Annotated in this window: 12 protein-coding genes and 1 tRNA gene; 10 read left to right on the top strand and 3 right to left on the bottom strand. The window is 63.8% G+C overall.

The annotated features are described in order from the left end of the window. Positions 1-2: 2 nt before the first annotated feature. Positions 3-932: an AEC family transporter gene (locus tag ACP15K_RS05835; RefSeq protein WP_193142430.1), complete on the top strand. Its 930-nt coding sequence runs from the start codon at positions 3-5 to the stop codon at positions 930-932. 60 nt (positions 933-992) lie between these two features. On the opposite strand, the gene ACP15K_RS05830 is transcribed toward ACP15K_RS05835, so the two are convergent. Continuing rightward, positions 993-1,079, bottom strand: a tRNA-Leu gene (locus ACP15K_RS05830). 185 nt (positions 1,080-1,264) lie between these two features. Between ACP15K_RS05830 and lipB the strand changes: the two genes are divergently transcribed. From lipB to ACP15K_RS05810, 4 genes are all read left to right on the top strand, one after another. Beyond that, the gene (gene lipB / locus ACP15K_RS05825; protein ID WP_424990039.1) at positions 1,265-1,933 is read left to right on the top strand and encodes a lipoyl(octanoyl) transferase LipB; all 669 of its coding nucleotides are present in this window, start codon (positions 1,265-1,267) and stop codon (positions 1,931-1,933) included. A 68-nt stretch (positions 1,934-2,001) separates the two neighbouring features. Continuing rightward, positions 2,002-3,123, top strand: a complete 1,122-nt coding sequence (locus ACP15K_RS05820) for a hypothetical protein (protein ID WP_424990038.1) — start codon at positions 2,002-2,004, stop codon at positions 3,121-3,123. Positions 3,124-3,405: 282 nt separating this feature from the next. Continuing rightward, positions 3,406-5,064 (top strand): cytochrome c oxidase subunit I, encoded by a 1,659-nt coding sequence (gene ctaD, locus ACP15K_RS05815; RefSeq protein WP_193142433.1) that lies wholly within the window; start codon positions 3,406-3,408, stop codon positions 5,062-5,064. Continuing rightward, on the top strand, positions 5,065-5,631 hold the full coding sequence (locus ACP15K_RS05810; RefSeq protein ID WP_193142434.1) for a DUF2244 domain-containing protein: 567 nt from the start codon (positions 5,065-5,067) through the stop codon (positions 5,629-5,631). Between the two features lie 53 nt (positions 5,632-5,684). On the opposite strand, the gene ACP15K_RS05805 is transcribed toward ACP15K_RS05810, so the two are convergent. Beyond that, a complete protein-coding gene (locus tag ACP15K_RS05805; protein WP_193142435.1) occupies positions 5,685-6,152 on the bottom strand; it encodes a GatB/YqeY domain-containing protein in 468 nt (155 codons plus the stop codon). Between the two features lie 169 nt (positions 6,153-6,321). Between ACP15K_RS05805 and carA the strand changes: the two genes are divergently transcribed. Together carA and ACP15K_RS05795 are read left to right on the top strand one after the other, a co-directional pair. Then, the gene (gene carA, locus ACP15K_RS05800) at positions 6,322-7,464 is read left to right on the top strand and encodes a glutamine-hydrolyzing carbamoyl-phosphate synthase small subunit (protein ID WP_193142438.1); all 1,143 of its coding nucleotides are present in this window, start codon (positions 6,322-6,324) and stop codon (positions 7,462-7,464) included. Positions 7,465-7,548: 84 nt separating this feature from the next. Then, a complete protein-coding gene (locus ACP15K_RS05795) occupies positions 7,549-9,459 on the top strand; it encodes a glycosyltransferase (protein WP_193142439.1) in 1,911 nt (636 codons plus the stop codon). 7 nt (positions 9,460-9,466) lie between these two features. On the opposite strand, the gene ACP15K_RS05790 is transcribed toward ACP15K_RS05795, so the two are convergent. Next, entirely contained in the window at positions 9,467-10,120 is a 654-nt protein-coding gene (locus ACP15K_RS05790) for a GntR family transcriptional regulator (RefSeq protein ID WP_193142440.1), read from the bottom strand. Between the two features lie 93 nt (positions 10,121-10,213). On the opposite strand from ACP15K_RS05790, the gene ACP15K_RS05785 reads away from it, so the two are divergent. From ACP15K_RS05785 to ACP15K_RS05775, 3 genes are all read left to right on the top strand, one after another. Further along, entirely contained in the window at positions 10,214-10,864 is a 651-nt protein-coding gene (locus ACP15K_RS05785) for a pyrimidine 5'-nucleotidase (protein WP_424990091.1), read from the top strand. A gap of 87 nt (positions 10,865-10,951) precedes the next feature. Beyond that, positions 10,952-11,149, top strand: a complete 198-nt coding sequence (locus tag ACP15K_RS05780; RefSeq protein ID WP_424990037.1) for a hypothetical protein — start codon at positions 10,952-10,954, stop codon at positions 11,147-11,149. A gap of 78 nt (positions 11,150-11,227) precedes the next feature. Further along, the gene (locus tag ACP15K_RS05775; protein ID WP_424990036.1) at positions 11,228-12,436 is read left to right on the top strand and encodes a UbiH/UbiF family hydroxylase; all 1,209 of its coding nucleotides are present in this window, start codon (positions 11,228-11,230) and stop codon (positions 12,434-12,436) included. Positions 12,437-12,476 lie beyond the last annotated feature (40 nt).

Genomic DNA, 12,476 nt, shown 5'->3' with positions numbered 1-12,476 from the left:
CCTTGGGCGCGCTGATCGAGGTCGTCCTGCCCGTCTTTCTGGTGATCGGGGCGGGCTATCTGACCACGGCGCGCGGGTTGTTCAGTGACAGCAACGTGAACGGGCTGATGCAGTTCACGCAGAAATTCGCCATCCCCTGCCTGCTGTTCCGCGCGATATCCACGCTGGACCTGTCGGCAGGCTTTGATCTGCGCCTGTTGTCCAGCTTTTATGTCGGCGCGTTTTCGGGGTTCGTGCTGGGCCTTCTGGGCGCGCGCTTCCTGTTTCACAGATCCTGGAGCGATTGCGTTGCCATCGGCTTTTGCGGATTGTTTTCCAATTCGGTCATGCTGGGACTGCCGATCGCTGAACGCGCTTATGGGGCCGAGTCGCTGGCCCCGAATTTCGCCATCATCTCGATCCACGCGCCGTTCTGCTACCTGGTGGGCATCACCGCGATGGAGATTGTGCGCGGCGGCAGCCAGAGCACCTGGCGCACCTCGCTGCGCATCCTGAAGGCGATGTTCTCGAACGCGCTGGTGATCGGGCTGGCGCTGGGGCTGCTGGTCAACCTGACCGGGCTGCCGGTGCCCGGCGCACTGAACGACTCCGCCGACCTGATCGCCCGCACCGCCCTTCCGGCGGCGCTGTTTGCATTGGGCGGCGTTCTGACCCGCTATCGCCCCGAAGGCGACGCCAAGGCCATCGCCTTTATCGTGGCGATTTCGGTGCTGGTGCATCCGGCCATCGTCTGGATCATGGGACAGGTTCTGAACCTGCCGCCCGACGCGTTCCGCGCCGCTGTTCTTACCGCCGCCATGGCGCCGGGCGTCAACACATATGTCTTTGCCGACATGTACGGTTCGGCCCGCCGGGTCGCGGCGTCAGCGGTCTTGCTGGGCACGACAGTGTCGGTGGGAACAGTCTGGTTCTGGCTGCAAGTGCTCGGCTAGAGACCGTCGACCTCTGCCAGGTCGGGCAGAAGCAAAGTCATCATGTCCGAAGGACTGTCCTGGTGCGGTCGAGAAGACTCGAACTTCCACGGGAGTTACCCCACAGCGACCTCAACGCTGCGCGTCTACCAATTCCGCCACGACCGCATCTCAGTGACAGTGGCGGGGGTGTATCCGACCGTTTCAAGGATGTGAAGCGGTTTTCCCGGCCCGAAAGGCACTTTTTTCGCAGCATGGGATCCCGGCCTTTGGGACGGATATTCACACCGTCAAACCGCGCGGCTTTGCCGATTGCCCCGCCCCCCGGCGCCCGCTAGAACCCCCGAAAACGCATGAGGACCCGCGTGGTTACCTGGACCATCACAGACGGCTTGACGCCCTACCCGGACGCCTTGGCGGCCATGGAAGCCCGTGCCGCGGCCATCCGCAACGGCACCGCCGATGAACAGATCTGGTTGTTGGAGCATCCGCCCCTCTACACCGCCGGAACCAGCGCCGATCCCGCCGACCTGACCGATCCGGACCGCTTTCCGGTCTTTGATGCAGGCCGGGGCGGGCAATACACGTATCACGGGCCGGGCCAGCGCGTGGCCTATGTCATGCTGGACCTGACAAAGCGCGGGCGCGACGTGCGCCAGTTCGTGGCGCAGGTCGAGGATTGGGTCATCGACACGCTGGCCGAGTTCAACGTCAAGGGCGAACGCCGCGCGGGCCGCGTCGGGGTCTGGGTGGTGCGCCACGACAAACCCCTGAACACGGATGGCACCCCGCAAGAGGACAAGATCGCCGCCATCGGCCTGCGCCTGCGCCGCTGGGTCAGCTTCCACGGCCTGTCGATCAACGTGGAACCCGACCTGAGCCATTTCGACGGCATTGTCCCCTGTGGCATTCGTGAACATGGCGTCACCAGCCTTGTGGATCTGGGGCTTCCGGTGACCATGGACGATGTGGACGCTGCCCTGCGCAAGACGTTTGCAAGACGTTTGAACGGTCGGAACTGAAATCGTACCAAACCACGATGTAAGTGGTGACGCCCCGCCCCATGGGCACGACATGGAAAGTTGCAGTCATGAGTATCAAGGAAGACATTGTCCTGCACATTGGCGCGCCGAAATGCGGCAGCAGTTCGCTGCAGGCGACGCTGTCGCAACAGCCGGACTTCCAGTCGCGCACGGGACAACGATTTTCCTATGTCGCGGCGCATCATCGTGGCGGGTTGATCGCGGGCGATGACATCACCAAAGACGCCCGCAAGTCGGTCTTCGGGTATACATCATCCCCCGATGCCAGCCCGAACCAGCCCAACCCTTGGATGGAACAGATGCCGGGCCACCTGCGCAAGATTGTCGAGGACGGCCGCACGCCCATCCTGTCCGCCGAGGGCTGGATCAATCGCGCCAAACAGTTCGCCGAAGCACGTTTCCTCGAAAAGGAAAACCTGTCAGCCCATGCGGTGGTCTTTGTCCGGCCGCCAGTGGAATGGCTCAACAGCGCCTGGTGGCAGTGGGGTGTGTGGTCCGATATCTCGTTGGACCGGTTCGTGCGCGGCAATATCGACACGGCCCGTTGGAACTGGCTTGTACATGCCTGGAGCCAGGTTCCGGGCGTGGAACGTGTGACTGTCCGGCTGGCCAGTTCGGATGCGGTCAGTTCCTTCTATGACATTTTGGATGCAGAGCCGCCGGCGCTGGCCAACAGCAACTCGGGTATCCCGACGTCGTTGCTGTACTTCATGACACGCAACCGGGAATTCCGGGAAAACGCGCACACACCACAGGTGGAATTCATCGCGGCGCGGCAGCTGAACTGGAAAGAACCGACGCCTTGGGTGTTGCGCGAGGATCTTGTAGCCTATGCGCTCCACCATCTGTATCCGGCCAACCGGAACCTGATGGGCCGGATGAGTCCCGCCGACCGCACCGCCGTCGACAAGGATCCCAAGTGGTGGGACTATGAGTATTACAAGGCCCGCACCCTTGTGGATCCCGACACCTACAACCAGCCTCCGGCGTTGCAAAACCTCGCGAAGGCCATGATCGATCGCTTGCAGTCCTGCGATTGCGCGCTGCCGGCAGAGTTGATTGCGGAAGTGGAGGGCTGGTCCAAAGGTGTCGATGTCACGTGCGCCGACAAGAGCATCGCGGATCTGCTGCGCCGATTGTGCAAACTGGATCAAGCACAACGAGGGTGAGGCGAATGCCGCAGGGCGTCACACACCGTTGGATACAGACTTGCCCGAAACAACCGTAACAAAATGTCGCGGCCTTCGCATGCTCATATGCGATAGTCTGATTTTCCAAGCTTCAATGGCGCTTTACGCGCCGAGACTGCCACGCTAAGGGCGCACACAGTGGCGGTACAATGACACAGATCAAACCGCTGTCTGTCATTGCACCGGCATGGGCGGACGACTACAAACATCGTGAAGTCCGGACCCCTGCGTCCGGTAGGAATTAGCAATCGGGAGGCACGTATGGCGGACGCAGCCATTCACGGCCATGACCATGAAGACCAGCGCGGCTGGTTCACTCGTTGGTTCATGTCTACCAACCACAAGGATATCGGGATCCTCTACCTGTTCGTGTCAGGTGTTGTCGGTCTGATCTCGGTCCTTTTCACCGTGTTCATGCGGCTGGAGCTGATGAGCCCCGGTGTGCAGTTCATGTGCATGGAAGGCTTCATGGCCGACCCCTGCACCCCGAACGGACATATCTGGAACGTGATGATCACCTATCACGGCGTCCTGATGATGTTCTTCGTGGTGATTCCGGCCCTGTTCGGCGGTTTCGGCAACTATTTCATGCCGTTGCAGATCGGCGCGCCGGACATGGCGTTTCCGCGTCTGAACAACCTGTCGTTCTGGCTCTATGTCACCGGCGTTTGCCTGGGCGTTGCCTCGATGCTGACACCGGGGGGCAACAGCCAGCTTGGTTCAGGGGTGGGCTGGGTGCTCTATCCACCGCTCTCGACGACCGAGGCCGGCATGTCGATGGATCTGGCGATCTTCGCGGTCCACGTGTCGGGCGCCAGCTCGATCCTGGGCGCGATCAACATGATCACCACCTTCCTGAACATGCGCGCGCCGGGGATGACCCTGTTCAAGGTGCCGCTGTTCTCGTGGTCGATCTTCGTCACGGCCTGGCTGATCCTGCTGTCGCTGCCGGTTCTGGCAGGCGCCATCACCATGCTGCTGACCGACCGCAATTTCGGGACGACCTTCTTCGACCCGGCCGGTGGCGGTGACCCGATCCTCTACCAGCACATCCTGTGGTTCTTCGGCCACCCGGAAGTCTACATCATCATCCTGCCCGGCTTTGGCATCATCAGCCATGTCATCGCGACTTTCTCGCGCAAGCCGATCTTCGGCTACCTGCCGATGGTCTGGGCGATGGTGGCCATCGGGGTTCTGGGATTCGTCGTCTGGGCGCACCACATGTACACCGTGGGCATGTCGCTGACGCAGCAGTCCTACTTCATGCTGGCCACGATGGTGATCGCCGTGCCCACCGGGGTGAAGGTGTTCAGCTGGATCGCGACCATGTGGGGCGGTTCGGTGGAATTCAAGGTGCCCATGCTCTGGGCCTTCGGCTTCCTGTTCCTGTTCACCGTGGGTGGTGTGACCGGCATCGTGCTCAGCCAGGCGGCTGTGGACCGGGCCTATCATGACACCTACTATGTGGTGGCACACTTCCACTATGTGATGTCGCTGGGGGCGGTCTTCGCGATCTTCGCCGGGATCTACTTCTACATCGGCAAGATGTCGGGACGGCAGTATCCCGAGGGACTGGGCCGCATCCACTTCTGGATGATGTTCATCGGTTCCAACCTGACCTTCTTCCCGCAGCACTTCCTGGGCCGTCAGGGTATGCCGCGCCGCTACATCGACTATCCCGAAGCCTTTGCCTTCTGGAACACGGTCTCCTCGATCGGCGCGTTCATCTCCTTCGCCTCGTTCGTTCTGTTCATCTACATCGTCTGGTACACGCTGACGCGCGGCCAGAAGGTGACCGAGAACAACTACTGGAACGAATACGCGGACACGCTGGAATGGACCCTGCCCTCGCCGCCGCCGGAGCACACGTTCGAGACGCTCCCCAAGCAGAGCGACTGGGACAAGGGCCACGCGCACTGAATGCCCATCGAATGGGTCAATGAGACGAAGGAGGCCCCGGAGATTTCCGGGGCCTCTTTTCATGACCGGGGGCAGACGCCGCTGGCGGTGCTGCACCTGTGGCCGCACCGATCCCTGCCCAAGAAGGGATTCGTGCTGTTCATCGCCATCACCTTCGGACTGGTGCTGCTGCCGCTTCTGGCGGTGATCGGTACGCCGGTGCTGTGGGGGCTGTTGCCCTTCGTGATGTTGGCACTGGGGCTGATGTGGGCGTTGCTGCAGAAGAACTATCGCGATGGCGAGATCCTGGAAGAGTTGACCCTGTGGTCCGATCTCGTGACCCTTACCCGCCGCGCCCGCCGGGCGTCGGATCAATCCTGGCAGGCGAATCCCTATTGGGTGTCGGTGCATCTGCACGACAAGACCGGACCGGTAGAGAAATACCTGACCCTGAAAGGGGCCGGGCGCGAGGTTGAACTGGGCGCGTTCCTGTCCAGCGACGAACGCGCGGATCTTTACCTGATTCTCGCCGACCTTCTGCCCCGCATTGCGGCCAGCGCTGCGCCGGGTCATCGGCCGCGCACATAGAAAAAGGGCCCCGAAAGGCCCTTTCCCATCAGATCGTCACGGTGCCAAGGGTGCTACGAGGCCAGACGCTCGCGCACTTCCGGCCCGACGGTGGCAAAATCCAGCCGCCCGGCGTGGCGCTGTTTCAGCAGGCTCATCACCTTGCCCATGTCGCGCAACGAACCCGCGCCGCTGTCGGCGATGGCTTCCTGGATGGCCTGCTCCTTTTCCGCGTCGCTCAGCGGCTTGGGCAGGAATTCCGAAATGATTTCGGCTTCCTCGCGCTCCTGCTCGGCCAGTTCAAGACGACCGCCCTCTTCATAGGCGCGTTCGCTTTCGCGGCGCTGTTTGACCATCTTGGTCAGAATGCCAAGCACTTCGTCATTACCCAGGGCAGCGTCATCGCCCTCTTCGCAATTGCGCTTGGCGATCTCCAGATCCTTGATGGCGGCATTGATCAGGCGCAGGGTGGACAACCGGCGGGTGTCCTTGTCCTTCATCGCCTGTTTGAGTTGGCTCGAAACCTTGGTTTTAAGGTCCATCGGTGCTTCATCCCCATAAAACTCCAACCCGCGTTGTAGGTCGGTGACAGGAATGTGACAAGGGTTCGATGACTCGCGCGGGTGGTCGTGTTCACGAACCCTTGACCCGCCCTGCGCCCCCCCTTAGGGATCGTACGATTTTTCCCTTTGCTTCCCACGGAGATGCGCCATGTCCGCAACGCCCGCGCCTACCGCCTGCCTCGCCCTGGCTGATGGCACCCTGTTCTACGGAATCGGGTTCGGAGCAACCGGGCGAACCACCGCCGAACTGTGCTTCAACACGGCAATGACCGGCTATCAGGAAATCATGACCGACCCCTCCTACGCGGGCCAGATCGTGACCTTCACCTTCCCGCATATCGGCAACGTCGGCACCAACGCCGAGGATGACGAAACCGCCCAACCGGTGGCCGAGGGCATGGTGGTGAAATGGGATCCGACACTGGCCTCGAACTGGCGCACCCAGCAGGAGCTGGGACCGTGGCTGGCCAAGCAGGGCCGGATCGGCATGGGCGGGGTCGACACCCGCCGCCTGACCCGCGCCATCCGCCAGCAGGGCGCGCCCCATGTGGCGCTGGAACACAATCCCGACGGAAATTTCGACATCGAGGCACTGGTGGCTGCCGCGCGCGGTTTCGACGGGCTGGTGGGCAAGGATCTGGCCAAGGATGTGACCTGCGCCCAGTCTTACAATTGGGATGAGACCCGCTGGGCCTGGCCCGATGGCTATGGCAAGCGCGAGGGAGAAGCCCCCAAGGTCGTGGCCATCGACTATGGTGCCAAGCGCAACATCCTGCGCTGTCTGGCCTCTGCGGGCTGCGATGTGACCGTGCTGCCCGCCACCGCCACCGCCGAGGAGGTTCTGGCCCACGACCCGCAAGGCGTGTTCCTGTCGAACGGCCCCGGCGATCCGGCCGCCACCGGCACCTATGCCGTGCCGATGATCCGCGAGATCCTGGACACCACCGATCTGCCGGTCTTTGGCATTTGCCTTGGCCACCAGATGCTGGCGCTGGCCCTGGGGGCGCAGACGGTCAAGATGAACCACGGCCATCACGGCGCCAACCACCCGGTCAAGGATCTGGACACCGGCAAGGTCGAGATTACCTCGATGAACCATGGGTTCACCGTCGACAGCCAAACTCTGCCCGAAGGCGTGATCGAGACTCATGTCTCGCTGTTCGATGGCTCAAACTGCGGCATCCGCATGGCCGATCGCCCGGTATTCTCGGTGCAGCATCACCCCGAAGCCAGCCCCGGCCCGCAGGACAGTTTCTACCTGTTTGAGCGGTTTCGCGCCGCTATGGCCTGAGCGCACGGGTGAGTCGCTTTTGAATTAAGGGCGATTTAACCAAGCTGGCGACACCCTTGGCGGGTCCTACACAAGGAACCCGCCATGGAAGGCCAGCTTCTTTCTGTTGTCGCAGGCACGGGCACCCGCCCGTCCACAACGGCTGTGTCGCCCCCCCGCACACGTTTGGGGGAAATCCTGTGTGCGAAACACCTGATCACCAAACCGCAACTGGCCAGCCTGTTGCTGCGTCAGCGCACCATGGCCGCGCATCTGGGCGCGCTGCTTCAGGTGGAAAACGGACTGGCGGAACACGATTTGCTTGCGGCGCTGGAAGACCAATGGGGCGCACGCCGCATCGATCTGGAAGCCCATGCCCCCGATCCCACGCTGATCCAGGCGATGGGGCTGGAGGCCTGCCTGCAGCATCGCATGGTGCCCTGGCGCCGCATTGGCGCGGCGACGGTCATCGCCGCCGTCTATCCCGAACGGTTCGAGGCCGAGCGCCCGGCGCTGGAGGCCCTGTTCGGCCCGGTCATGCTGGCGCTGACTTCGGAAACCGGATTGCGGCGCAGTCTCAACCGCTGCCTGCCACTGGAAATCCGCCATCGCAACGAAGCCCGGCTGACCGCGTTGCACAGCTGCCGCGCCTGGACCTGCCGTCCGTTCCGCCTCGCCGCCATCGGCCTTTCCCTTGGCGTTGTCGCGGGATTTGTCGCCGCGCCGGTTCTGGCCTTCTGGCTGCTGACCTGTCTGGCCCTGCTGGCGTTGATCTCGTTGACCGCGCTCAAGACCATGGCGGGGGTTGCAGCGTTTCGCAGACCAGCCGCACACGAGGGCGCCAAGATCATCCGCCTGCACCCGCCAACGCGGTTGAAGCGGCCGGTGGTGTCGCTTCTGGTGCCGCTCTACCGCGAGGATCGCATTGCCGAGCGTTTGCTGCGCCGCCTGCAACGGATCAAGTATCCCGCCGCCCTTCTGGACATCTGCCTGATCGTGGAATCCGACGATACCGTCACCCGCGATTGCCTGAAACGCACGGTTCTGCCGGTGCACATCCGGGTGCTGACCGTGCCCGAAGGGATGGTGAAGACCAAGCCTCGGGCCATGAACCACGCGCTGGATCACTGCCGGGGCAGCATTGTCGGGGTCTATGATGCCGAGGACGCACCCGACCCGGACCAGATTGCCCATGTGGTCACCCGTTTCAACGAGGCCCCGCCCGACATCGCCTGCCTGCAGGGTCGGCTGTCGTTCTACAATGCCCGACAGAACTGGTTGTCGCGCTGTTTCACCATCGACTACGCGGTGTGGTTCACCATGGTGCTGCCTGGCATTTCACGCATGGGCCTGCCGATCCCCCTGGGCGGCACCACCCTGTTCTTCCGCCGCGAGGTGCTGGAAAAAATCGGCGCCTGGGATGCGTTCAACGTCACCGAGGACGCGGATCTGGGCATTCGACTGTATCGTCACGGCTATCGGACCGAATTGATCGTCAGCACCACCATGGAAGAGGCCAACTGCCGCATCTGGCCGTGGATCCGCCAGCGTTCGCGCTGGATGAAGGGCTATGCCATGACCTATGCCACGCATATGCGCCGGCCACGGCAACTTTGGCGCGACCTTGGCCCGCGCGGCTTCTTCGCGGTTCAGGTGATCCTGCTCAGCGCGCTGGTGCAGGCCCTGCTGGCCCCCGCGCTGTGGAGTTGGTGGCTGATCGCCCTGGGTCTGCCGCATCCTTTGCAGGACCTGCTGTCGACCGGGGCGCTGATCGCCATCACCGCCGTGCTGATCTTGTGCGAGGGGATAAATCTGGCGCTGGCCGTCCTTGCGCTGCGTCGCAGCCATCACCGCGCCCTGACGCCGTGGATACTGGCGCTGAACCCCTATTTCATGCTGCAATCTCTGGCCGCTCTGAAGGCGCTGGTCGAGATGGCCTACCGGCCGTTCTTCTGGGACAAGACCGAACATGGGCTGGACGAGACACCGGCCCCCGGCACCGGTCTGCCCGCCTGAGGAGGGATCAGGACACCGCGTCCATATTGGCCGAATCGTGCTTCAGCCGGGTCTCGAAGGCTTTCGAGATATGAACCTTCAGGGCCGCCTCGGCCCCGTCCCCGTCGCGCCCCGCGATCGCATCGACAATGGCGGCATGTTCGGCAAGCGCGGTCTCCCCGCGCCCCTCCACCGCCAGCGAGGTCGAGGCCAGAAGCGCCATGGTCCGATGCACGAGGTCCAGTTGCTGCACCAGGTAGCGGTTGTGCGAGGCCAGATGAATCTGCCGATGAAACCGCTTGTTGGCCCGTGACAGGGCGCTGGGATCGTCGATCAGCTCCAGATCGCTGGCCACCATGTCGCGCAATACCCGGATCTCCTCCAGCGTCGAATGCTGGGCGGCCAGGCGCGCGGCCAGCCCTTCCAGTTCGGCCCGCACCACATAGAGCTCGGCCAACTGGTTGTGATCCAATGAGGCCACGATCAGGCTACGCCCGTCGCGCGCCAGCAGGGACTGGGTTTCCAGCCGCTGCAGGGCCTCCCGGATGGGGGTCCGAGACACGCCGAACCGCTCGGCCAGTTCGCTTTCGACCAGACGGTCGCCGGGCCGGAAGACGCCCACGTCGATCGCATCCAGGATCAACTCGTAGGCATCCTTGTTGGGGTGTTTGCTGACGGACATTGCGGTCCTCCTCGCGGCCCAAACTACCGTTTTCCCCGGCAAAAGGGCAAGCCGATGCTTGCGGCCACGGCAGAACTGCGCCAAACCCGCATCATGCCCCGCGCCCTGAACACCCGCCGCGTCTGGATCTTCGATCTCGACAACACGCTTTACCCGCCGCAGGCCCGGCTGTGCGATCAGATCGAGGTGCGGATGACAGACTACGTGATGACCGCGCTGGACGTGCCCCGCGCCGAAGCCGACCGCCTGCGCAAGCACTACTGGGATCTGTATGGCACCACCCTTGCCGGGCTGATGGCCGAACATGACCTCGACCCGGTGCCGTATCTTGTGGATGTGCATGACATCGACATGGCGCCGCTGTCGCCCGACCCTGACCTGCGCGCTGCCATCGCGGCGCTGCCGGGGCGCAAGCTGGTCTATACCAATGGCTCTGCCCCCTACGCCGAACGGGTTCTGGCGGCCCGTGGCCTGTCGGGCCTGTTCGAGTCCATCTACGGCATCGAACACGCCGCCTATCATCCCAAGCCGGCCCGCGAAGCCTTTGAAACCGTCTTCGCCCGCGCCCGGATTGCGCCGGAGCAGGCAGTGATGTTCGAAGACGATCCGCGAAACCTTGCCGTGCCGCACAGGCTGGGGCTTGGCACGGTGCATGTGGCGCCTGAACACGAGGCCACGGAGGCCGATCACATCCACTATCACACCGACGATCTGACGGGCTTCCTGTTGCAGATCCGCGACTAGGGTCGCTGCGACGGCGAACATGTTTGCACCTGCAGCATTTCTTGTGGCATCTGGCGGCATCACGCCCCCTGCCACGAGGATCCTTCCATGACCGCCACACCCGATCACCCGATCCACAGCCAACGCTGGACCGGAACCGAATTCGTTACCCTGCTTGTCGCCGTTCTGGCCCTTGCCACCTGGGGCGGGTCCATCGCGCTGTTTGGTTTTGCCGGTCTGATCGTTCCGGCCCTGACCCTGGTCGGCGTCATGGCGCTGGTTCTGGTGCTGATCTCGCGCGGCTGAGCCTGCGCGGCCAGACGCCGCTCTCGCCCCCGCCGCAGAAACCGTTATCTTGTGCAACGGAACCAGGCGGGGAACACCATGAGCAGCGCAATCCAGGACTTTGACATCGTGGTCGCCGGCGGCGGCATCGCCGGTCTTGCGGCGGCCACGGCCTTTGGCCATCTCGGCCTGCGCACCCTCTGCGTCGATCCCGCCGTCCCGGTGACCGAGCGCGACGTGCAAGGCGCCGATCTGCGCAGCACCGCCTTCCTGCAACCGTCCCGCGATCTGTTTGATCGCATCGGTGTCTGGGACCGTCTGGCACCCCATGCCGCCGACCTGCAGATCATGCGCATCGTCGATGCAGGCGGGGTGACCACCGAACCGCGCCTGACCCGCGATTTCGACGCCGCCGACATCAGCAGCCGCCCCTTCGGCTGGAACCTGTCGAACTGGCTTCTGCGGCGCGAGTTCCTTGCGGCCGTGGCCGATCAGCCCACCGTCACCCATCGCACCGGCGTCGGGGTCCGCGATGTGCTGCCCCGCAGCGCCGAGGCCATCGTGCAACTGTCCGACGGCAGCCGCGCCCGCGCCCGTCTGGTGGTGGCCGCCGATGGCCGCAACTCTACGGTGCGCCAACAGGCCGGCATCGGCGTCCGCACCACCCGCTATGCGCAAAAGGCGCTGGCCTTCGCCGTCACCCATGATGCCCCGCACGACAACGTCTCGACCGAGATCCACCGCTCGGGCGGCCCCTTCACCCTGGTGCCGTTGCCCGACCACAAGGGTCTGCCCTGCTCTGCCGTGGTCTGGATGGAGCACGGGCCCGAAGCCCACCGTTTGCTGGCGCTGGACGAGGACGCGTTTTCCGCCGCCGCCACCGCGCGTTCGGGCGGGCTTTACGGCCCGCTGACGCTCACCAGCCAGCGCACGCTCTGGCCGATCATCAGCCAGATCGCCGACCGGTTCGACGCCCCCCGCGTCGCGTTGATGGCCGAGGCCGCGCATGTGGTGCCGCCTATTGGTGCGCAGGGGCTGAACATGTCGCTGGCCGACCTTGCCACGCTGCTCGACCTGATCGACGCCGCCCCGCAGGAGTTGGGCAGCCCTGACAGCCTCGCCCGCTACGCCCGTGCCCGCCGCCCCGAGGTGCTGGCCCGCATCGCCGGCGTCGACCTTCTGAACCGCGCCTCGATGCTCAGCCCGCAACCCCTGCGCGACCTGCGCCGCAGCGGTCTGGCCGCGCTTTATGGTCTGGCCCCGGTCCGCAAACGCCTGATGCAACTGGGCCTCGGCGCCAAGGGATAGCGCGCCGACGCCCTTTTTCTTGGCGCAGATACTCCTGCCG

The organism is Fluviibacterium sp. S390, assembly GCF_049800695.1.
Classification (GTDB): Bacteria; Pseudomonadota; Alphaproteobacteria; order Rhodobacterales; family Rhodobacteraceae; genus Meridianimarinicoccus.
This window is presented reverse-complemented; position numbering and strand designations above follow the sequence as displayed.